This is a genomic window from Pedobacter nyackensis (genome assembly GCF_900176505.1).
GTDB lineage: Bacteria > Bacteroidota > Bacteroidia > Sphingobacteriales > Sphingobacteriaceae > Pedobacter > Pedobacter nyackensis.
This window is the reverse complement of sequence record NZ_FWYB01000020.1, coordinates 61,237-83,800: the sequence shown is the minus strand read 5'-3', so window position 1 is coordinate 83,800 and position 22,564 is coordinate 61,237. Positions and strand designations below refer to the sequence as shown.

The following is a 22,564-nucleotide window of genomic DNA, read 5'->3' as shown; positions in this document are numbered from 1 at the left end:
ACAGAACCTTTCGGTCCGATCACATCTTTCACAAAGAAAGCCGTTTCACTCATCATTGGGCCCCAGCCGGCTTCATACCAGCCCACAGAACCATCTTCAAAGCGAATCTGTAATTGCCCGTAATTGTAATTACCTTCCGGAATATCATTACTTAACCTTGCGCCAATAGCACTTACCTGTAAAGGCTTAGAGCGGGTCATCTGACACATCACATCTATATAATGTACCCCACAATCTACTATTGGGCTCAAACTTTTCATCAGGTTACGGTGTACCGTCCATTTGGCACCCTGACTTTGCTGATTTAAATTCATCCGCATTACCAATGGCTTTCCCATTTCTGATGAAAGTTCAATGAAGCGTTCCCATGACGGGTGATAGCGTAAAATATATCCCACCAGTAATTTCTTACCATACTTTTTAGCGGCATCAGCAACACGCTGTGCCCCCTCAACAGAATCAGCTAACGGCTTCTCTATAAATACGTGTGCGCCGCTTTCCATCGCCTTAACAGCAAAAGGCTCATGCGTATCCGGATAAGTAGAAATGCACACTGCATCAGGCTTCGTTTGTGCCAAAGCTTCTTCATAATCACTAAACAAGGGATAACCACCGCCCAGCTTTTCGTTCAACACAACTTTGCTGTTACCGGTAGATACGATACCACATATTTCAAATCCATCAAGGTTATGGTAAGCTGTGGCATGAGAGGCGCCCATATTACCGCAGCCAACCACTAAAACTCTTATAGGCTTAATAATTTCAGACATAAATTTTAATTTTTAATTTGTTCAACTGCTTTAAGTTTATCCTTAAAGAAAATGGCAAAAGCAAACAGGACAGCTCCTGCTATTAATGCAGGCATGAGCCACACTTGTTGCCATTGATAACTTGTTTCATTATTAATTGTAGTGGAATGACTTTCTGTAATAAAACCTGAAACATAAGATCCAATCAGCATTCCTACCCCATAAGTAGCAAAAGTTATTAGCCCCTGTGCGGCATTTTTTACTGCAGGACCGGCTTTGGCATCTGTATAAATCTGCCCTGTTACGAAGAAAAAATCATAGCAAATACCGTGTAGCATAATCCCTGCATATAACATCCACATGTTTGCCCCGACATTACCGTAAGCAAAAAGCAGATACCGGACTATCCATGCTGCAATGCCAATAAGCAACATTTTTTTAACCCCTAACCCACGAAACAGGAATGGGATAGCCAGCATAAAAAAGAACTCAGAGGCTTGACCCAGCGTCATTTTTCCAGCCGTATTGCTTACTCCTATGTCATTTAAGAATGAGTTGGTAAAACTATAATAAAAAGACAGGGGAATACATATGGCAATTGAGGAAATAAAAAACACGGCAAAGGATCTGTTTTTAAACAAGACTAAGGCATCAAGACCAAGTATTGCGGAGAGCCTGTTATCTGCATTTTTCTTTGCTGGTGTGTCAGGCAGAAAAAAGCTAAACACCCCAAGCAATAAAGAAGATCCCGCTGCAATGCGAAAAGTAAGCACAGAACTTTCTACACCCAAAAAACCAATAAGCAGACCAGCGACAATCCAGCCTACCGTGCCAAAGACCCTTATTGAGGGGAATTCTTTGCCTGGATCCTTGAGCTGACTAAAAGAGATAGAATTTGACAATGCCATTGTTGGCATATACAACAAAGTATACAATAAAATCAGCCACCAGAAACTACTAAAATCACTTAGCGTACTGATAAAATAAAGGGTAATTGCACCCATAAGGTGCAATACCCCTAAAACTTTTTGTGCCGCAAAAAATCTGTCAGCTATTAACCCAACAAAAAAGGGAGAAATGATAGCCGCGATAGATAAATTAGCATACGAAGATCCTACCTGTATAGCATCTGCTTTAAAATTTGTAAATAAATATGTCCCCATGGTTACATACCAGGATCCCCAGATAAAATACTCCAGAAACATCAGGGAAGATAAACGTACTCTAATAGATTTTTGCATAGTTTGGTTTGGTTATGTTTTTTTATCTGGTTTTACTTATTCAAAAAATAGATCCAGTCGAGATTAAACATATTCTGCTTTACTCCGGGAGCTTTAAAAACAAAATACAAATTATGTTTTCCTTTTGTTGCTGCAACCTCAGCCTCCAACTCTTTCCATCCTGATTTAACATCAGGAGCGTTACCGGCAGGCACCGTCAGCGTACTTACCAACAGGCCATCTTTACTGTTCAATCGAAGTTCAATGTTGCCACCTGGACCTTTTAATTGCACCCTATATTTAAGGTGTTTAATACTCGTTAAATCAACATCATTAAACATAATATAGCTTTGATTTACCAGACCTGTTACATATGCCATGAATTCTGTGGTAATGGTAGCAATGCGTACGTTTCCTTTATCAAAATCATCGGCCTGTACAATAGGATTACGTAATGAAATGTAGTCCCTACCATCCAAAGCTTCTATGCCATTAGCCCCCTGATCACGGTAAGTGGCATTTAGCAAGTAACTTCCTTCAATTCCTTTACCTGCATGATCCTTTAGTGGAATAGCATTTTTTAACGGAAGTCTTTTAGGTTTTTCGGAAAGTGAAAGGATGTAATTTACCATTTCTGCTGCATCACTTGCTGAAAGTGCAGGGTGTGCAGACATAGCTCTTTCTCCCCAACTTCCGCTGCCTCCTTCAATAATTTTATTTGATAAGAATTTGACAGCATCTTTCTTCGTGGTATATCGAGTTGAAATAGCCATATATGTTGGCCCAACGGATTCTTTATCCATTGAATGGCATGCTTTACAGTCGAGGTTGCCCAGCATCTGAGCTCCTTTCAGGTACTTATAACCACTGGGATCCTGGTTACTGGCCAAAATAACCGCTACGTCTTTCCCCTGAGGGATGTACCCGAAGGATACATTTACTTTATTTTGATCTATAGCCTTATCTTCAGCGTCTTTAACGGTGACGCTATAATCCATGATTTGATTGTCCCAATAAAAGCTACGGTTTATTGAAGTCTGAATACTTACCTCTGGTGGTGTATTCCCAACGTGAATCTTGGTTTTTGCTATCCCAACAGCACCTTTATCATCCTTAACCACTAACTCAACATTATGAATACCCGTTTTTTCAAATGTGTATTTTGTAATAGGCCCGTCTATGGTTTTACCATCTATTTTCCAGCTGTAGTTTAACTTATCATTTTTATCATAATCTACAGATTTATTGCCAGACAGGGATACTGTATGCGGGGCCCCACCATATGGCTTATCAATTTCAATCTCAGCTACCGGCCTTCTGTTTCCTTCCTGGTATTCAATGCGCACCAACTTGGCATCCGTATTTTTAGAGAACCAATTTGTTCCATACTCCAGCATGTATATGGCACCATCCGCGCTAAACTGCATATCAATAGGGGCAGAAAAATTTAAGTGCTTTAAAAACGGCTCCATTCGCAGGTAATTCCCCTTCTCATCGAACGTTACAGCCATGATCCAACCTCTTATCCATTCATAGATAAAGAGTTTCCCATTATAATAGTCGGATAATTTATATGCTGCGTTGGGGAACAGGTCACTATAATACACCGGGCCCGCAGCTGCTGTAGCGCCACCACTTCCTACTATTGGGAAATTCCGGGAAGGAATTTTTCCATACCAGATCATCGCGCTTTGCGCAGGTGGCAACTCACGTTCACCAGTATTGTTTGGCGAATTGTTGATTGGTTTGGCCGGTTCCTTTTTATCACCTGGTTTTTTAGTAGCATAATTATACATAGGAAAGGCCTGATTATTACCTAAGAAATATGGCCAACCAAAGAAGCCAGGTCCTTTTGCCTGATTAATTTCATCGAAGCTCATATATTCTCCCCCCTCACCTACAACTTTAGTATCCGGGCCTACATCCCCCCAATACACGTATCCATTTTTATGATCTATACTAAAACGATAAGGATTACGCGAACCCATGGTATAAATTTCAGGAAGTCCTTCTGAGCCATCCTTAGGGAAAAGATTTCCATCAGGGATGGAATAACTTCCATCTTCTTCCGGCTTTATCCTAAGTATCTTCCCTCTAAGGTCGTTTGTATTTGCAGAGGTCGCCTGATCATCAGCAAGCTCACGGCCCGGTCTTTCATCTACAGGTGTATACCCCTCAGTTTCTTCAGCATTGGTATTATCGCCTGTAGAAAGGTAAAGCACTCCCTTGGCATCAAAAGCCAGATATCCGGCCGAATGGCAGCAGTATTTACGCTGCGTCGGAATCTCCAGTAAAACCTGTTCTGATTTAAGATCCAGGTCTTCATTATTTAATTTAAACCTGGATAAGCGGCTGATAGCTTCTTCTCCGGCCACAGCATAGTATAGGTATACCCAATGGTTTTCGGCAAACTTAGGATCCAGCACTACACCTAACAGGCCGTCCTCAATACCACTGAACACCCCAATATTTGCAATGGTCTTTACTTCCCGTGTTTCATTGTTGTACAATTTAACTCCCCCTTTACGTTCTATAAAAAGAATGTTCAGGTTGGGCAGAATGGCCATTTCCATCGGCTCATCCAGCCCTTCAGCCAAAACAATCCTGGTATAACGACTGCTATCAGGGACAGCTAAGGTTTTTGCCTTTGTATAATCTACGGCTTGCTTTGCAGCAATAGTGAGTTGCAGTGCTTGTGTAAGTGCTTTACTGTCGGCTGTTTTATTCACAACCAATACACGGTCGTCATTTAGTGTGGGAATATTGCTATCATTTTTTTCAACCAGAGATTGCAACCATGGCCATCCACGGTGTTGAAGTGTCGTATCCTTTATAGCTAAAATACCACCAGCTCCTGATTCCGCATACCGTTTTAATTCAGGTAATGATTTATAGTCCAATTTATTTAAAGTCGAAAAAGATAAAGCCACGGTGTTAAATAGTTTCAGAGAGTCTTCACTAAAATAATGGGAGTCATTCGTAACTACGACTTTCCATCCATTCTTTTTTCCTGCTTCCTTCAGCTGAGCAGCATAATTATCGTTAGCATTTCCGGAGAAATACAACACATTTGCTACTTCACGCGTTTTAGAACAAGCCGCTACAAGAAAAACAGCAGCCAGCATCAATAAATAATTCCGTTTCATTTTTATATTCAGTTTGTGTGGTTCATTTCTAATTCCCGGAGGATTACTTCTTAACGATGTTTATCATTAAGGGCAAATGATCTGAAGCATATGTTTCATTTCCTACGTTATAATCGGAGATCCTGTATTTGTTAAATGCCTTTCTGTTGAGCATTAAATAATCAATAGTTTGCTCAGGTTTATCTGCCGGAAAAGTTGGCTTACAATCTGTGCAGAGAAATATCATTTCTTTTTCAAGGAGCCCAATAACTGGATTGTTGCGTTTCATGTTCAGGTCGGCGCCGAAAATCAAGGGGTATTTTGACTTCGTTTTAATGATCTTAATGAGTTCTTCAACCTGCAATCTCCTATCGGCATCCGTAAGATGATCCAGGTGGGCAGACATGAAAACAACCTCCTCATCCAATATTTTCAAGTGGATTAAAGCTGCTGCACGAATCTCGCCCTTTGAGCCTTCTGTAAGTGGTAGACGAAAGCTTTCGGCTTTTAAAATTGGGAAACGCGACAAAACGGCAACACCATAATCGCCTCCACTGCGGTCTATAGCCTTAGCAAAATGATAATGCATCCCTGTTTTTTCCCCGAGCTCTTTAGCCTGATGAGATTGCTTGCCAGATCTTTCCGTATAAACGTCTACCTCTTGCAAGGCTACCAAATCAGGTTGCTCACTGTTGATTACGTTTGCGATAGCCTGCAGATCTGTAAAGCCCCAACCTTTAGAAGGCGGACTGGCAATACGAATATTATAGCTCATAATTTTAACAGACTTCGCTTTAACCGTTTTTCTTTGAGCAAAAGAATTTAAAGTCAAAATCGCTAAGTAAGCGCATATCAGATTTCTCATACACTTGTCAATGAAATGGTTGCACCATTACGTTTGCGACTGATATCTGCAGCGCGTATAAATGTAAAAATTTCCATAGTTTCAGCCTCAGAAACCGGAGGTTTACCGGTTTCAAAAAAACTAATGATTTCTGTAATCATCGGTGCATAGGAACTAAATGGTCCCAGCGGAGCTATACCTTTCTCACCGAAGGCGGTGCCTGCAATGTTTGAGGCGCCCTCCCGGATTGCTCTTACACTTCCGATACGTCCATCTTCCCATACGCCGGTTAAAAAGTCAGTACCATCTTTATGAATCCTGGTCACAGTTTTACAACCTGGGCCCATTACCGTAAATAGCATTTCTATGCCATGAATACCATACCATGCCAGATCCATGTGGTTAGGTTCCAGTTCAGCAGGAGTATAAACATCAGCTCCAATCACTTTTCCGATTGAACCCGAAACTACCTTCATTACATTTGCATCATAACGCAATGCTGAAGAACTAAAAATAGGTGCATTATATTTTTTAGAAGCGGCATACAGCTTTTTTACATCTTCAAGTGTTGCAGCTATCGGTTTATCAATGAACATCCTTTTTCCTGCCTGCATAACCGGCAATGCCTGATCATAGTGGGGTCTGCCATCAATAGTCTCCAACAACACAACGTCCACCTTTTTGATCAGTTCTTCAATAGAACCTACAATCTCAACCCCCATGCCTTTCACCGCTTCAATAATACCGGGTTTCATTTTTAATGCCTGGGGAATATCTTTACTTCCATGAGGATAAGCAGCAACAACTTTGTATCCGCCCATTTCAGGGCCACCATTGTTAATAATTTTAGTGAAGACTTCGCTGTGCGAAGTATCCAAACCAATAATTCCGATGCGTTTATAAGAAGCAGAACTTGAAGGAAGATCAAAGGCCTTCGCTGAATTAAAAAATCCGATACCTGCTCCTGCCAGAGCTGTAGTTTTGATAAAGGATCTGCGGTTAAAAGATTTCATATAATTTTAGATTTGTGTGTTTAGTTTTAATCAATACTGGTCAGGTATGGATCCATTGGTAATTTAAATTTTATTAATAATCACTTCTTAAAAACAATACTTTTAATCAACAACTGCTTAAAAATAAGACTTTAAACCCAAAAAATGTAACAATTGTAGAATTCTTTTAGATTAAAAATCAACATCATCGTCATAGTTCTTAATATTTTAAAATAACTAAAGCTTTTTAAGGGTATACATTTCAACAAAGATTTATCCTTCAATCATCATCTTCTGCCCATCCATTCGGTTCGCGGGATATCCTTTATAGTACCAAAGCCGTGGTGTATCTTCTATCCCTTTCAGTTCCAGTTCAAAATTTCCAGCTGGAAGTCTGTCTGTTATAATTTTTATTCTATTCCCATCAGTAATGATTTTCTTTATCCCTATCATGAGCACTTTTCCATGCTGGATGAATCTATAATTAGTTACATTACCGGCACTAATTGCATCGATTCTTTTGTTAAAAGAAATCATCAAATCGTTTTTATTCTGTTTTTTTACAATTAATGCCAGTGGCTTATCTTTATAGATATAGCCTCCTAAATTATACTCATATGCCGTTGTTGCACTATAGCCATAATTTAGTGTTTCAGCTAAAAACCGTTTAAACCAGCCGCCCGATTTAATCATGGATTTCACAGAGCCAATATCAGCCTGCAAGCCTATAGGTATCGTCTTATTTGCATCCCTAATTTCTCTAAAAAAGGGGCCATAGGCTTTAAAATAATCATAAGAAAGATCAACTTCAGATTTTATCCAATCCGGATAATGTGTTTGAATAAAATGAATATCAGGTCTTACCAATTGGATCATTTTAGGTACATCCAAACCATTGTGCTCCCTCAGCATATCAACAGATTTTGGTCCTGCATCAATCCCCAAACTCCAGGTAGCCACAAAAATATCCGGGAAGGATTCTCTTACCCCTCCTTTACCATTCACCAATTCATTCAAAAAACTATTTACCCCATCAACCCTAAAATTTACCCATAAGTTATAAAGTGTAGTATCTGTTTTAAAGTAGTCGGGAGATTGTTTATTAAAAAAATCCGGTATGCGACGGTGATATTTTTGCTGAAATGCAGCTACTGCGTTTTCACTTACGTCGCCGTGCGAAGCTTTAGCTTTTTCTTCCCAGGAGCCTGGTAAATAAGCCTCAGCAAACTCTATCCCATCGAAAAGATTTCCTTTTAAGAGTTGCCCTAAAGCCTGTTTCTTCCAGCCCAGATATTCTTTGCTAAAAGGAGACAAAAAAGTAAAACCTTCAAATGTATAGGGGGCAATAAACTTTACTTTCCACTTTTCCCAGCCCTTTGGAAAAAAATCAGTTGAATAAGTTCCGTTTCCCAGTACCATTGCCCATACCGCAATATTCCTTTTTTGAAAAGCTTTTACCAGTTCCTTATCTACAACGTTCTCATTCGTTATAAAGTAGTGCACGGTTTTATATCCTGCCAGTTCAATTTCTTCTACCAGACTCTCCTTACTTCTGTTCAGGTAGTAAGCAAATCCGGGAGAAAATTGAATCGATGGTCCTTTTAGTGCGTTTCTTTTCCGCTTAGCAACGTCATCAACAAGCTTATCAAACTGATTATGTTTTTTACAGCTTGAAGCAATTAACTTGGAGAATAAAAAACAACTGCAGATTAAAATACTGATAAAAGCTTTAGACATTCAATATTAATATAAAAATTTACAAAGTAAGTTGTACGGTAATATAATCTGTATAAAAAAGATCCAACGCTTTAGCTTCAGGCTCAAATACAGTTCTGTATCTAAATGATCCATTCACTGGCATACCAACTAAACGGGTAACAGATTGTTTTTTATCGGTAACTGTTACGCGCTTTAGTTCACCTGTAGTGTTTGTATACTGAAGATCAAGTTGTTTTACAGCCGAATCTGCAAACATCCATTCCACATTAACATCGGTTCCTGAGCGTGTTATCGATCGGTACGCCCTGGTTAACAGCGAGGATTGGAAGCGTTCTCCATAAACCTTTCCCGATTTGGTAGATTTTATAGATGAATTACCTAATTTATCATATAAATAGATATCGAAGAAATAGGTCCCTTCTGCTATGTTAGTTAACATAGCTTTTACTGTATCTACCTCTCCTGTTTTCGTTACGGGTTTTTCCAGTGAATCTTTACGGTTATTCCAATACAACTTATACCTGATTACTTTAGGATCAGAAAGCAATAGCCAGGTTACTTCAACCCGGTTACGTCCTCCATAGATTTTTATAGAATCTGCTTTAGCGATATAAATGGATTCTCCTTTTTCAACAAATTGCTTGTAACTATCATCCATTTTTTTGCATGCAGACAAATAGATACCAGATAAAATAGCTAGACACAATAGTGAAATCTTTATAATTTTTACGTTCATTTTATTAAATATTAATATCCATTATAATTATTGCTCCTGTCCCCAAAGTGTCAGTTCAGAAATCATTACATTGGTAACACCAGCCCAGGTTGTAAGGGTTTTGAAGCGTATATATCTGTAAGGCAATGTCCCTAATGGAAAAATAAAATTTTCCCCCTCTTTAGCAACTGCAATATCTTCGTTGCTAAGTGCACCTAAGGCTCCTCCTGAAGGCTTTACTGATTGAAAACCAGAAAGCAGTGTCCAGCTGGCCCAACTACCATCTGGCCCAGGGCCATTACTTCCATAAATTTCAAATGTTTTTGGCGCACCGCTGGCAAACATCCAGGCATTTGCGTGAGAGAGCTGGTTTACTTTAATCCGGCTAAACTTGTATCGTTTACCCAAATCAATAGTAAACCAGTTAGGCAATAAAACATTCGCACCTGGTTTTTGATAAAAAATGCTGGCAGTTCCACCTTTCCACAGGTTACTGATTTCCCAGGACGCAAATTCCGGGGTATAAGTATCTGAAGGCAAAGGATAATGCTTCCATAAGTTTTTGTCCAAAAGCGCTTCAAAAAGCGGAGTGAGATTTGTCTTTAATGTATCTGAATGATTTTTCCATTTATCAACCAGAAAAAAAGCAAACTCTGTAGGTTTGGCAGGTAAACCTCTTACAGCATGCTCCTTCTCTTTTGCGTTGGTATAGAGCCTGTCGTATGCAACCCATTCGCCATCGTCATTTTTGAATAGCGTATTTACCACATATTCCTTTTGCAATTCATTTATAATCTGCATGCTTACGCCTCCAAAAGTCTCTGCAACTTTAAGTGTTGCAAAAACCGTATGAATAGGCGCAATCAAAGGCTTTACTTTTATCGCTACTGGTTCAGATCTGTTTTCAGAACGATTAACTGCATATAGGGTCACCTCATGTTCATCAGTATCCGCAAACCCTTCCAATAACAGATTGTTGGAATAAATACTTGACTTTACAGTACGTTTCTCCCCACCATTTATTGAAAAAACAGCTTCAACATATAACATATCCAGGTCATCAGGTAAAGTATAGGTTATTTTTGCTTCTCCATTTCCGTTGGTTACTTTAACATTGGTAATCATCCCTGGCTTATTGTTATTTTTAACCAGAGGCTCTATTTCTTTCTCCTTACATCCATAAATTAACAGGAAACCTATAAGGATAACTGGGAATAATATTTTCATAATTAAATTATTTAAGTTTTTACCATCCCGGGCTTTGCACCAGGTTCTTGTTTACAATCAGGTCTCTTTCACTTACGGGCCAGAAATAATCTTTAAAGTTGAATATCTGATTATAGAGTACCTTTTCGCGGTAATAAGCAGCAGCCGTCTCCTGATCAACATCCCAGCCTGTTATTGGTCTGTTTAATACATCAGGAGCTTCCTTCCACCTGCGAAGGTCCCAGAAGCGCGCTCCCTCAAAAGCCAGTTCGATAGATCGCTCCCTATGGATAATTTCCCGCATTCCCTGTGGGTTTGAAATTTTCCCAGGAGTTTTCGAGTAGTTTGTCCAGGATTCCTGCACTCCCTTTAAGCCTGCTTTTGCCCTGATCAGATCCAGGTAATGGTAGACTTCTGAGCCTGGCCCTTCGATTTCATTCAAGGCCTCTGCATAAAGCAAGTATAAATCGGATAACCTTAACATTACCCATGGCCAGTTAGTTGTGGTGTATGTTGTGGGACTTGTTATGGAATTGGTATAGTTGACATATTTTTTAGCATAATAACCGGTTACAGAATGCCAGCTTGTGCCTATTTTACCACCGAATTGACCTTTTTTAGTTTCCAGCCAATATGATGCATTATCATCAAATTTACCCAGGCCATACCACTTACCCCCATCAAAACCCAGAGAACCATAAAACCTGGACTCTCTATTAAAATTAAACTCCGCTGTGGTATACCCCTCCTTAATCTGATATTTTTCAGCCGCAGTACTTTTTCTTAAATTAAAACGCCCTGAATAATCCCATTGTATGTCTTCTTCAATCGGCACCCCATTCTTAGTATAGTAAAGTGCAGCAATCTTTAAGGGCACACCTATAGAACCAGTAGAACCTGTATAAACTGCCTGTGCAGCATCAAATCCCCTGGGGGTAGCCCATGCTTGCAAATCGGTGGTAGACGCAGCTGTATGAGCCCATATAATTTCTGAGTTCCATCTGTCCGTTATTACACGGGCGTTCATCGCCAACCTGGTATCCTGCGAAATACTTTGAGTTTGGTTATTCCCCTGAAATTCATACATTTTATAGCCCAATGAATGACATATATCAATGGCTTCTTTACAGGCATTTGCGGCCCTATGCCATTTCTCTTTGTCAGCACTGCTGCTAAACAGCTTTGTGCCATCCTTATTGCTGTAACTAGAATAGTCAGGATTTCCATTAAATAAAGGACTGGCCATATACACCAATATTTTAGCCTTTAAACCTAGTGCTATAGGTCTTGTTATTCTGCCCAGTTCAGAGCTTTCATCCCTAACTTGTAAAAGAAGATTAGGAGCTGCTTCATCCAACTGTGTAATAATATAATTAAATACTTCGTCGGCAGGTTTTCTCGAGATCCTTACCTGATCTACGGAAGCTGATACTGGTATATTCTTATCCTGGATCGGAATAGGGCCGTACATTCTCAAAAGAAAAAAATGATAGTAAGCCTTTAGAAATTTGACTTCAGCTATCCACTGGTCACGCTCATATTCCTCCATGTCTGGCACTTTGCTGATGTGCTCAAGAAATATATTGCATTGACTGATCCCAGTCCATAACGACTGGGTTATTGCACTTGGCTTGTTTACGAGATTCCCATTTCCATCCTTATCCTGTGTACCTCGCCAGAAATCCAATATCGGCGTATTTATGTTTTGCAGACCAATAGCAATTGTCCAGTTGGCCCAATAGTCAACCTTGTCTGAAGACACCCACAAATCGTCCCCACCAAACATTCCCGGGCTATGGTACATATTTCCCATTTTCGGAAGAAAGGAATAGCAGGTAAACAAATATCTTTCTGCTGTTGAGCGCATTCTAAATGCATAATCCAAGGTGGCGACATTGTCTGGTACCACATCTATATATTTTTTACAGGATCCCAGCAATGCGAAAGCAGTAACGAGAACTATTATTCTGGTAAATTTCATCTTTCAATTATTATTAAAATGTCACATTTAAGCCCAGGTTGAACACTTTTTGCAATGGGTAGCCTAGTCCGTTCCCTCCCATTTCTATATCCCATAATTTAAAATGGCTAAGCAAAAGCAGGTTTGTACCACTTAGATAGAAGCGCATATTCTGCATTTTGAGTCTCCGCGCAGTTTTCGAAGGAAGTGAGTAACCAACTTCCGCTTGCTTCAGACGAAGAAAGCTACCATTGTTTATCCACCACGTGCTTGGCTGGGTATTATTTGCTTGCGTTTCAGTACTTAATCTTGGCCATAAGGCATATGAGTCAGGATTTTCCGGAGAGAAATGATTATCCGAAAATGCCTTCATAATCTGTTTTCCTCCCACAAAAGGCTCCACTTTTACCGGATCTATCCAGAAAGAACTGATGGCAGATCCTTGAAAAAAGGTAGAGATATCAAAATTTTTAAAACCAAAAGAAAAGCCCAGACCATATACAATTTCAGGTACAGTTGGCAAACCTATTGGTACCATATCCAATTCAGTGATCTGTCCGTCACCATTTACATCTTTATACTTAATGTCGCCTGCAACATTGGCAGAACCAAAATTTTGCGCCGGCGAATTATTCACCTCATTATCATCAACAAACAACCGTTCTGCAATGTATCCCCATTGTTGATTGATAGGATATCCAACCATAGATTTCCACCATTCTTTTTGATAAGTTGGTTCTTCATAAATCGTACGTTTATTGGTAGAGTAAGTGAAATTACCTCTGGATTGCAGCCACATACCATTGCTGAAATTATGTGAATAGTCAACAGAAATATCCATTCCTTTAGCAGTAGCTTCTCCTACGTTTGCACTCAAATCAGCCGTCAGTCCCATTGTTGAAGGTATACTTGCCCGTTTCATCAGGATACTACTACGTTTTTCAGAGAAAAAATCAGCCTGGATGTTTACTTTGTTAAACAAGCCTAATTCCAATGCCAGATTAGTTTTATAAGCTGTTTCCCAGGTAATGTCTGCATTTGAATAACGGTCTACATTAATTCCATTTTTTATAGTACTACCTTCTCTTCCAAAAATAAAACGTCTGTATTCATTGTTCATATCAACGTTGGAAAGATAAAAGAACCTATCTGCATCCAATCCTATCGCATCATTACCAACCAAACCATAAGTAGCTCTTAGTCTGAAGTTATTCAATTTACCTTTAAGTGGCGCCCAGAACTTTTCGTTAGATATTGTCCAGGCCAAACCAACAGAAGGAAAGAAACCAAAACGTTTGCTTTCATGAAACCGCTCAGAACCGTTATAACCAAAATTAAACTCAGCAAAATACCGGTTATCATAACCATATGTTGTTCTTCCGGATAGTCCAAGATTTCTTGACGGTAATGACAGCTGTAAACTACCGGCCCTGGCATTTGTCCCCGATCTCATAATATACACCAATAATCCACTTAAGGAATGCTTATTGGAAAAAGTACGGTTATAGTTAAGGGCAGATTCCATATAAAACACCGTGCTCTGTTCTCTTAGATCTCCCAACAATGTAAAATCTAAAAACTCCCGCCCTGTACTTTCATTGAACAATTCTACATTATAATCCAGTGTTCTTTTATCATATTCTCTAAGCTGATAGAAAAATGGGTTGTAAGATCTTGCAATATCATAACGCGAAATCCTATTGGTATTCATCATGGTTCTGAAAGTTAACCCTTCAGTTAGAAAGGATAGCTTTTGCTTTAACTCCAACTGAGCCAACATTAACGAGCGGTTATAATCCTTATAACCTTTCACCATGTCGGCATATGGATTTATGAAAGCTTTATCAGACAGACCTCCAAACATGATATGCTGCACGGAGCGGTGAGCGGCATCCTTTGGATAATAGGGTAAAAAATTAACCGGATTGCTGCGAATTACTTTATTATACAAATCCCCTCCTCCATCTATAGGTCCGGTGTAATCGTCAAAGTTGCCATTCAGTCTTACTATTAGCTCAGTAGTATTTGTCAGGTCAATATTTACGTTTGCCCTTAATGTGTAGCTTTTGAGATCAATTCCATTGTTAAAATTATTGATCTTATCCATTTTTATAACCCCATTATCCTGGGCCAGTGAACCAGCGACATAATAACGGGCTACTTTACCACCACCACTTACATTCAAATTGTAGCGGTGATTAAAAGCCCGATCTTTAAACAATGCTCTTCTCCAATCTACGGCTGGATAAATAATTGGGCTAACTCCTTCTGCCGTTGCATCAATCTTCTCCTGAGGATAGAATGGCGTTTCAAACGGATGCCTTGCATACTGTGCTTCGTTATACAATTTCATAAAAGTAACAGGATCAGCAAGTTCAACATTTGACGTAGCCTGCGACATACTAGTTTCTGCCCTGAAAGATATGGTTGCTTTACCTTCCTTCCCCTGCTTTGTGGTTACATAGATTACGCCGTTTGCACCTCTCGCACCATACAATGCCGTTGAAGTAGCATCTTTCATAATGGAAAAGCTTTCAATATCATCAGGACGTAAACGGGCCAACTCTGTTACACCAAGTTCAACCCCATCAATCAGTATCAGAGGATTTACCTTTCCGGTACCAAATGAAGTTACTCCGCGGATAAAGAAATCTGCGTTGTCCTGGCCGGGTTCACCACTTCTTTGGTAGGCAATAACACCTGCTGCCCGTCCGGCGAGTGCCGTGGTGAGGTTACTGGAAGGTACTTTAAGATCTGAAGGCTTTATCGAAGTGATGGAGCCCACCATATCTGTTTTCTTTTGGGTACCAAAAGCCACAACAACAACATCATCAAGGGTATTTCTAGTCGCTTTTAGCACCACATTCAAAACACTAAGATTTTTCACAGGAACTTCCTGGGTATCATAACCTACCATACTAAAAATCAGGACGGCATTGTCATCCGGTATTTTCAGACTGAATCTTCCATAAGTATCTGTTGTAGTTCCAACAGTAGTCTTGTTTTTTAGTTTAATGGATACTCCGGGTATTGGCCCTACCGAATCGGTCACTACACCCCTGATTTCCCGTTCCAGGTTCCGGTTTATAACAAGGCCCCTACTTTTAATTACAATGGTATTACCCACGATCTGATAAGAAAGCGGCTGATCTTTGAAACATTCGTCCAGCGCTTGTTTTAGGGTAACCTCGTTCAAATCCAGGTCTACTTTCCTTGTATTACTAAGCAACGAATTCTCATACCAGAAGAGATAACCACTTTGTTTTTTCACTTCTTGAAAAACGCTTTCCAAAGGGGCATTCTTAACCGAGAGCGTAATTTTTTGTGCGTATCCTGAGGCATTCACCTGCATACAGCCAATAACAATTACGATAAATAATGTTAATTTCATAACCAGAAAAAGTTTGATAAGGCCCCTTGTTTTTCCATAAGGGGCCCCACAAAGAGAATAAAAATCCATACTTTTGTTTTGTTAGGGTTTTAAGTGTTTGATAATCTGTCGTTAGATTTGTGAAATAAGTTAATCCCTGCAACTGTTGTTCTCAACAGCATAACCGGTACTGTTAGCGCATTACCGGTTTTTTTTGTATTAACCTGAAGGCTGGGTTTGTAGCTATTCTTTCATACGTTTGGTGGTTTGGTTAGGTTGGTTAGACTTGTATTTCTTATTATTAATTATCAAGGCATTACGGTAATTGTCTTACCTTCAAGCCTCAGCTGAATATTACTCAGTTCAATGATTTTTATCAATTCAGAAAGATTTGCTTTCCTGGAAATTTCTCCGGTAAAAAGCCTCCTTGGGATCTCTCCTTCATAATTCACTTCAACATCATACCATCTGGCCACCTGACGCATAATCGTACGGATGTCCGCATCTTTGAAAGATGTAAGGCCATTTTTCCATGCAATAACATCACCTGCAGCTTTAACTACCTGCATCTCATCTCCGACTATTGCTTGCTGGCCTGGTTTCAGTATTCTACTTTCATTATTTCGGGCCACTTTAACAGAACCTTCGATCAGTGTCGTGTTTATACTCTGTTCATCAGGATAAGCCATAACATCGAAATGGGTACCCAGTACTTCAACCTTCATCTCGCCCACATTTACAATAAAGGGCTTTTTCTTATTTCTTGACACTTCAAAATAAGCTTCTCCGGTTAACATTACGTTGCGCTGGTTAGCGATAAAAGAGGTTGGAAATTTCAATGATGACGAAGCATTTAACCATACTTGCGTACCATCTGGCAGCAATACCTGATATTGCCCACCTCTTGGGGTCGAGATGGTATTGTAAGTAACAACAGGCTCATTCCCAGTGGCGGCAGCAAGTGCTGGATTATTAACCTGGTATATCAATTGTCCATCTTTTGATTTGGTGATACTGATCCCGGCCTCTTCGGCTATTTTACCATTGTCTGCATCACTCAGTAAAACCTGCGAGCCATCAGCAAGTGTAAGAATAGCTTTGTTACCACCTGGAGCAATATCATTTTTCAGTACTGTCCTGTTTTTATCGCCTGAATGTTGAGTATAGTTATTATAAAAAATTATACCTATAGTTATCGATATTAGCGCAATGCAAGCAGCTACAAGGTAGCTGAAAGTCCTATGTTTATAAAAAGGGATTACTTTCATCTCAGTTACACTATTGATCATTTCAAATAACTGCAACTTCGTAGCCTCTTCATTACCCATCAACTGATCGTCCCATTCGGTATCACTCTTAAAATGATTAATATAGTTGCTATACAAAGATAACTCCTGTTCAGTTGCCGTACCATCTGTTACCTTACCAGCCAGTTGCATGAATGCGTGTTTATCCATCATCTTTTAATGTGCCTTTATTATGATGGCACTTAAATGTGGCTAAACACCTGTTCCTTTTATAAAAAAAAATGGAATAAAAATTAAAGCACTGATTTACAGCGTCAAAAAAATAGAAGCCAATCTATTTAATGGAGTTTTAAGTTTCTTTATAGCTCTGAGTATATGATCATCAACGGTCTTTTCAGAAATCCCCAGCTTGTCTGCAATTTGCTTATGCGTAAGATTTTCATTTCTGCTGAGTTGGAATACCTCTTTGCACTTTTGCGGGAGATCATTCACTAACTGAGCTATCAATATTTGAAGTTCCTTAAGTTCCAATTCATTCTCTTGAAAGGCTTCTGTATCTACTTGCTTCAATTCATCGAAAAAGCTCTCACGTATTTTTCCTCTTCTTATAAAATTCGCGATCTTATATTTTACGGAACTATACAAGTATCCTCTTAAGTTTGTCTTAATATTGAGATCATTACGGTGCTCCCAAAGCCATAAAAATACAGCCTGGCAAATATCCAGACTTTCATCCCGATCTCTAAGCATGTTGAAAGATGCTGTAAACAAAAATTTCCAGTGTCTGTTATACAACTCATCAAAAGCTTCCCGGTCGTCATTATCACGGATCAATTCCAATAATCTCTCGTCGGTAAAATGTATAAAACTATATTGAAGCATTTCTAAATTTCGGTGACACTTTACTAATTGTTATAATTTATAACCGTAAAGCTAAAAGTTTACGGCATACATCTTTATAAATACCGGTCAATTAAGACAAGCTTAATCTATTATTAATAGTGAATTGCATTCTTCGATAAATAAATCTAATAATTATCAATCCTAATATTATAATATATTTCCATTTTTTTAACCTTAGGCCGACAAAACTTATAACCTACCAGATTGTTAAACCCTATATTTAGACCAATATGGAAGCAATAATTGCCGGAGCGACAGGATTAATTGGGGGCCGTTTATTACAACAGCTACTTGATCATCCTGATTATACAAAAGTGACCGCTATAGTACGAAATGAAATGGCGCTACAACATCCAAAACTTCGACAACTGGTAGTTGATTTTGATCGGCTTGAAAATCATCAGGAGGATATAAAGGGTGATGTCGTATTTTGTGCGCTGGGGACAACCAAAAACAAAACGCCAGATCAGGAGCAGTACCGCAAAATAGATTATCAGTATCCCTTAGATATTGCCTTTATAGCACATCAAAACGGCGCTTCCCAGTACCATTTGGTTTCGGCATTAGGTGCCAATGCAAATTCATCTATTTTTTACTCCAAATTGAAAGGTGAAGTAGAGCGCGACCTCAAAACGATTCCATTTAAAGGCATACATATCTACAGACCTTCGTTATTGGATGGCGACAGGAAAGAGCACCGCAGTGCGGAAGGAATAATGATTGGCCTGATGCGATTTTTAAATCCTTTACTAATTGGGGGACTAAAAAAATACCGCAGCATTAAAATTGAGAAGGTAGCATCAGCCATGTTAAAGCAATCGCTAATACCTGTAGCAGGTATATTTACCTACGATTCTGACGAAATTGAACGGCTAGGTTAAAAGTCCTAAGTCGCATTCTTGTGTAACAAGTTTGCGAACTGAATTAAGCCATACCCCATTCATTTGCTTTAGAACAAAAATATCTATACGTTTGAAAAAGTATGAAATTGCGTCAAAAACTTACAATAAGCCTATGTGCATTTTACCTGATGACCATCATCGGGATTGCATTGAATATGCACTTTTGTGGGGGTAGACTTGCTGATGTCAGCTTTACAGAAACTGCGAAATGTGGAAATTGTAAAATGGCTGAAAAGAAAGGTAAGGATAGTGATTGTTGCAAAAACACTTCAATAGAGGCGAAAGTTAAAGACAGTCATACGGCTGGATTAAAAGTAAGCCTTGCTCCGGATTTTGGCATTCAATTGTTTTTAGGCCCTTTGGTTACAGAGTCTTTTCGCAATGTCTCATCCAATTTATTTAGCTATGCCGCAAATAAGGCGCCCCCGCTTTCTTCGCGACTATCGCTTCATCTATTTAATTGCGTTTTCAGGAATTAGACCAGGAATAATTTATGAGTCGTTATAGCTCAGTTCTATAACGGTTTGATGCATCTAAGCATGTGTCATTATGAGAAGTAAAGCCGCCTAAAAAGGCTGGCATTTTTTGAATAATAAATTAAATCATATCTTATGAATACGATTAAAAGTCTAGTTATACTATCAATTATTTTATTTGCAAGCAAAGTATCTGCACAACAAATTTCTTCTGTAGACCTACAAGTTACAGGATTAACCTGCTCTATGTGTTCTCAGGCTACCGACGAATCTTTAAGGACTCTGGATTTCATTGAAACCATTGAGCCGGATCTGAACAAAAACATCTTTGTTTTAACTTTCAAGAAGGATAAAGCTGTAGATTTTGATCAGATTAAAACTAAAGTAGAAGATGCAGGTTTCTCTGTGGGGAACTTAGACGCTGTATTTAATTTCAGCAATACTAAAGTGGACGATAAAGGATTAGCTATTGCTGGAACAAACGTTTATCAGTTCCTGAATGCGAAGGATAAAACTTTGAATGGTCCGGTAAAAGCTACTGTGGTAGACAAAGATTTCATGTCTGGTTCGGCATTTAAGAAAAAAGCTACCCAGGTTAGTTTGGAATCCTACAAGACTGGATCAGGCATGGTAAATGGTAAAATGACACGTATCTATCATTTAAGCACCTAAGTCATTTTCATGAGATTTCTTAAATTTTTATTAGTACCTGTAGCAGTGGCTATGAGTGCTATAACTATGCAGGCACAGGAATTATATGTTTTTTCTGAACCGGCAAGTAATATGGCCGCAAAATCTATCGGGTTTCGACTCACTAATGAAGGTGTGTTTAGTCCGAATTTTTCCAGTCGCCTGATACCTGAGCTGATGCTGGGCTTTAATAAGAACTTCATGTTGCACGGACAAGGGTTTTTCTCGGATATGGATGGAAAATACAAAGCAGAGGGTGCCGGTTTATATGGCAAATATAGGTTTTTATCTATCGACGAAGTGAAGAGTCATTTTAGGGCGGCTGCCTTTGCCAGGGTTGGTACCAGCAATAGACCTACCTATTCTGAAGACATCAATCTTGAGGGGGACAACACAGGAGTACAAGCCGGACTGGTTTTTACCCAGTTGTTGCATAAATTGGCTTTATCAAGTACTTTGAGTTACAGCAAGGCCTTTGATAATATAGGTGATAAAACTATTACAGGTACGCCACAGCCAGATCATATGTTGGGCTACAGCATGTCTTCCGGTTATTTACTACTGCCTTTTGTATATAAGAATTATAATCAGCCTAATCTGAACTTATACTTTGAGGTGTTGGGTAAGACTAATCCGGAAAATGGCAGATCGTACGTGGATTTTGCTCCTGCAGTTCAGGTGATTATCAATAGCCGTACACGCGTTGATTTGGGCTACCGGTTTGAGGTTGCAGGCAATTTAGAAAACAGGTACAATAAAAATATGTATATGGCCCGTGTTGAGTTTAATTTCTTCAACGCGTTAAAATAGATATCTATCATTTAATAAACAAGGCTCGGAATTTCCGAGCCTTGTTTATATTCTTTTCTAGACACTAATACAAGCCTATTTCACTCACAGCAATAGCTACCGGTGCATAAAATCGTACCCTCACCCTATCTGCATTTTCGGGTTGTGGCAGACGTATGATCCGGTTGGCGCCAATACTGGTAGCTTTAGCAATTTGCACCCAGGCATTGTTTCTGTACACTTCAACCCCAACACTATCTAACCTTTGTCCGAGTTTAATATTTTCTTTTAACCTGATGATGGAGAACCGTTGTGGTTGTTTAAAACTCAATTCGGCAGTAGCTTCATGGACTGAATCATCTGTTGCCCAATAGCTATATCTGTCGTGATCCGTTAAATTGGCTGAGCCATATGCACGAATTGCCCCAGCGCGAACATTTGACAAGCTAATTTTTGCCTGCTCAGCCAGGTTATGCGCAAACACCTGCTTAATTAATGCTCCAAACTTTGCAAGGGTATCTACATCGTTTTGATGAAGTAAACCATCAGTCGTTGGGGATAAGCCAAGATCCAGCCCACCACCTAGCCCTACAGACCTGCAATAAATATTAAATAGTTGCGCAACGGATTTCACCTTATCATCCTGGTCTTTATGATAAAACCAACCCGGTCTTAAAGCAACATCGGCCTCGAAAGGTATCCACTGATCTCCATTTCTGGTTCCGGTTCCAAGGTTCGCTTCATCCATAAAACCAGGCATCGCCGGTTTTCCATTTTTTCCTTTAATAGTAATGGTAGCCCAACTGGTTTCGGGAGCCAATCCTTTCTCATTTCCAACCCACCTTACATCTAAACCTACGTCACTAAATATAGTTGCGTTAGGCTGCATTTTACGGGTTATATTTTGCCATGTGTTGTTCCAGTCGTAATATTGAGATTGATCGACCTTTCGTTGTTCTTTTTTCCCACCATAATAGCCGTCGCCGCCATTAGCACCATCGTGCCAGCTCATAAATAACTCACCGTAATTGGTATAAAGTTCTCTCAGCTGCTTTCTGTAAGCTTCAACATAAGCAGGACTACCATAATGCGGGTTATTTCTATCCCAGGGTGAGCAATATACACCAAACTTAAGCCCTTCTTTTTTAGCCGCCAGCTGGAACTCCTTTACCATATCCCCCTTACCTTTTTTCCAAGTGCTTTTGCTGATGTTATATTCAGAGGTTTTTGTAGGCCATAGTGCAAAGCCATCGTGGTGTTTTGCAACGGTAATCAATCCTTTAAAACCGCCTGCCTTTGCCGCCTGCACAATCTGCAGGGCGTTAAAATTTAAAGGATTAAACAAGGAAGGTTCTGCATCGCCATACCCCCATTCCTTATTCTGAAAGGTGGTTGGCGTAAAATGTACAAGGCAATACATCTCTGTTTCATGCCATTTCAACTGCCTTTCTGAAGGGACAGCACCATAAGGTTTTGGCGCTTCAATTTGCGCTACAGCCATAAGGGAGCAAGAAAGGCTACAAATAGATAGAATAACTCTCTTCATCATTAAATTTATTTTTCCCTAAATATAACAATTAATGATGCTCCTATGTCTCCTGCAAAATATAAATGATAATGAGCGTTCCCCAATAAAAAAGCGGGAATAATCCTCCGA

General features: G+C 39.4%; 17 protein-coding genes. 4 read left to right on the top strand and 13 right to left on the bottom strand.

Features of this window, described 5'->3' with window-relative positions; all coding sequences use genetic code 11:
• The 12 genes from B9A18_RS23415 to B9A18_RS23360 all read right to left on the bottom strand — a co-directional run.
• Positions 1–770, bottom strand: a 770-nt coding sequence (locus B9A18_RS23415; protein WP_084292099.1) for a Gfo/Idh/MocA family protein, incomplete at its 3' end; no start/stop codon positions are given.
• 5 nt (positions 771–775) lie between these two features.
• The gene (locus tag B9A18_RS23410; protein ID WP_084292097.1) at positions 776–1,990 is read right to left on the bottom strand and encodes a nucleoside permease; all 1,215 of its coding nucleotides are present in this window, start codon (positions 1,988–1,990) and stop codon (positions 776–778) included.
• Positions 1,991–2,022: 32 nt separating this feature from the next.
• A complete protein-coding gene (locus B9A18_RS23405) occupies positions 2,023–5,115 on the bottom strand; it encodes a PQQ-dependent sugar dehydrogenase (RefSeq protein ID WP_084292095.1) in 3,093 nt (1,030 codons plus the stop codon).
• Between the two features lie 43 nt (positions 5,116–5,158).
• Positions 5,159–5,869, bottom strand: a complete 711-nt coding sequence (locus tag B9A18_RS23400; protein WP_159452736.1) for an endonuclease/exonuclease/phosphatase family protein — start codon at positions 5,867–5,869, stop codon at positions 5,159–5,161.
• 86 nt (positions 5,870–5,955) lie between these two features.
• A complete protein-coding gene (locus B9A18_RS23395; protein WP_084292091.1) occupies positions 5,956–6,951 on the bottom strand; it encodes a Gfo/Idh/MocA family protein in 996 nt (331 codons plus the stop codon).
• 252 nt (positions 6,952–7,203) lie between these two features.
• A complete protein-coding gene (locus B9A18_RS23390; protein ID WP_084292089.1) occupies positions 7,204–8,667 on the bottom strand; it encodes a hypothetical protein in 1,464 nt (487 codons plus the stop codon).
• A 19-nt stretch (positions 8,668–8,686) separates the two neighbouring features.
• Positions 8,687–9,385, bottom strand: a complete 699-nt coding sequence (locus tag B9A18_RS23385; RefSeq protein WP_084292087.1) for a DUF4998 domain-containing protein — start codon at positions 9,383–9,385, stop codon at positions 8,687–8,689.
• Between the two features lie 27 nt (positions 9,386–9,412).
• Entirely contained in the window at positions 9,413–10,591 is a 1,179-nt protein-coding gene (locus B9A18_RS23380) for a DUF5000 domain-containing lipoprotein (protein ID WP_084292085.1), read from the bottom strand.
• Positions 10,592–10,610: 19 nt separating this feature from the next.
• Positions 10,611–12,551 carry a RagB/SusD family nutrient uptake outer membrane protein gene (locus B9A18_RS23375; RefSeq protein WP_084292083.1) on the bottom strand — a complete coding sequence of 647 codons (1,941 nt, stop codon included), beginning with the start codon at positions 12,549–12,551 and terminating at the stop codon, positions 10,611–10,613.
• A 13-nt stretch (positions 12,552–12,564) separates the two neighbouring features.
• A complete protein-coding gene (locus B9A18_RS23370) occupies positions 12,565–15,921 on the bottom strand; it encodes a TonB-dependent receptor (RefSeq protein WP_235005426.1) in 3,357 nt (1,118 codons plus the stop codon).
• Between the two features lie 287 nt (positions 15,922–16,208).
• Positions 16,209–17,360: a FecR family protein gene (locus B9A18_RS23365; protein ID WP_084292080.1), complete on the bottom strand. Its 1,152-nt coding sequence runs from the start codon at positions 17,358–17,360 to the stop codon at positions 16,209–16,211.
• A gap of 93 nt (positions 17,361–17,453) precedes the next feature.
• The gene (locus tag B9A18_RS23360) at positions 17,454–18,029 is read right to left on the bottom strand and encodes an RNA polymerase sigma-70 factor (protein WP_084292079.1); all 576 of its coding nucleotides are present in this window, start codon (positions 18,027–18,029) and stop codon (positions 17,454–17,456) included.
• A gap of 251 nt (positions 18,030–18,280) precedes the next feature.
• Between B9A18_RS23360 and B9A18_RS23355 the strand changes: the two genes are divergently transcribed.
• From B9A18_RS23355 to B9A18_RS23340, 4 genes are all read left to right on the top strand, one after another.
• Positions 18,281–18,931, top strand: a complete 651-nt coding sequence (locus B9A18_RS23355) for an oxidoreductase (RefSeq protein ID WP_084292077.1) — start codon at positions 18,281–18,283, stop codon at positions 18,929–18,931.
• A 101-nt stretch (positions 18,932–19,032) separates the two neighbouring features.
• The gene (locus tag B9A18_RS23350; protein ID WP_084292075.1) at positions 19,033–19,431 is read left to right on the top strand and encodes an HYC_CC_PP family protein; all 399 of its coding nucleotides are present in this window, start codon (positions 19,033–19,035) and stop codon (positions 19,429–19,431) included.
• Positions 19,432–19,563: 132 nt separating this feature from the next.
• Positions 19,564–20,100 (top strand): heavy-metal-associated domain-containing protein, encoded by a 537-nt coding sequence (locus tag B9A18_RS23345; RefSeq protein WP_084292073.1) that lies wholly within the window; start codon positions 19,564–19,566, stop codon positions 20,098–20,100.
• A 9-nt stretch (positions 20,101–20,109) separates the two neighbouring features.
• Positions 20,110–20,928 (top strand): hypothetical protein, encoded by an 819-nt coding sequence (locus tag B9A18_RS23340; protein ID WP_084292071.1) that lies wholly within the window; start codon positions 20,110–20,112, stop codon positions 20,926–20,928.
• Between the two features lie 64 nt (positions 20,929–20,992).
• Here the strand turns inward: B9A18_RS23340 and B9A18_RS23335 are convergent, their stop codons facing one another.
• The gene (locus B9A18_RS23335) at positions 20,993–22,456 is read right to left on the bottom strand and encodes an alpha-L-fucosidase (protein ID WP_235005425.1); all 1,464 of its coding nucleotides are present in this window, start codon (positions 22,454–22,456) and stop codon (positions 20,993–20,995) included.
• Between the last annotated feature and the right edge of the window lie 108 nt (positions 22,457–22,564).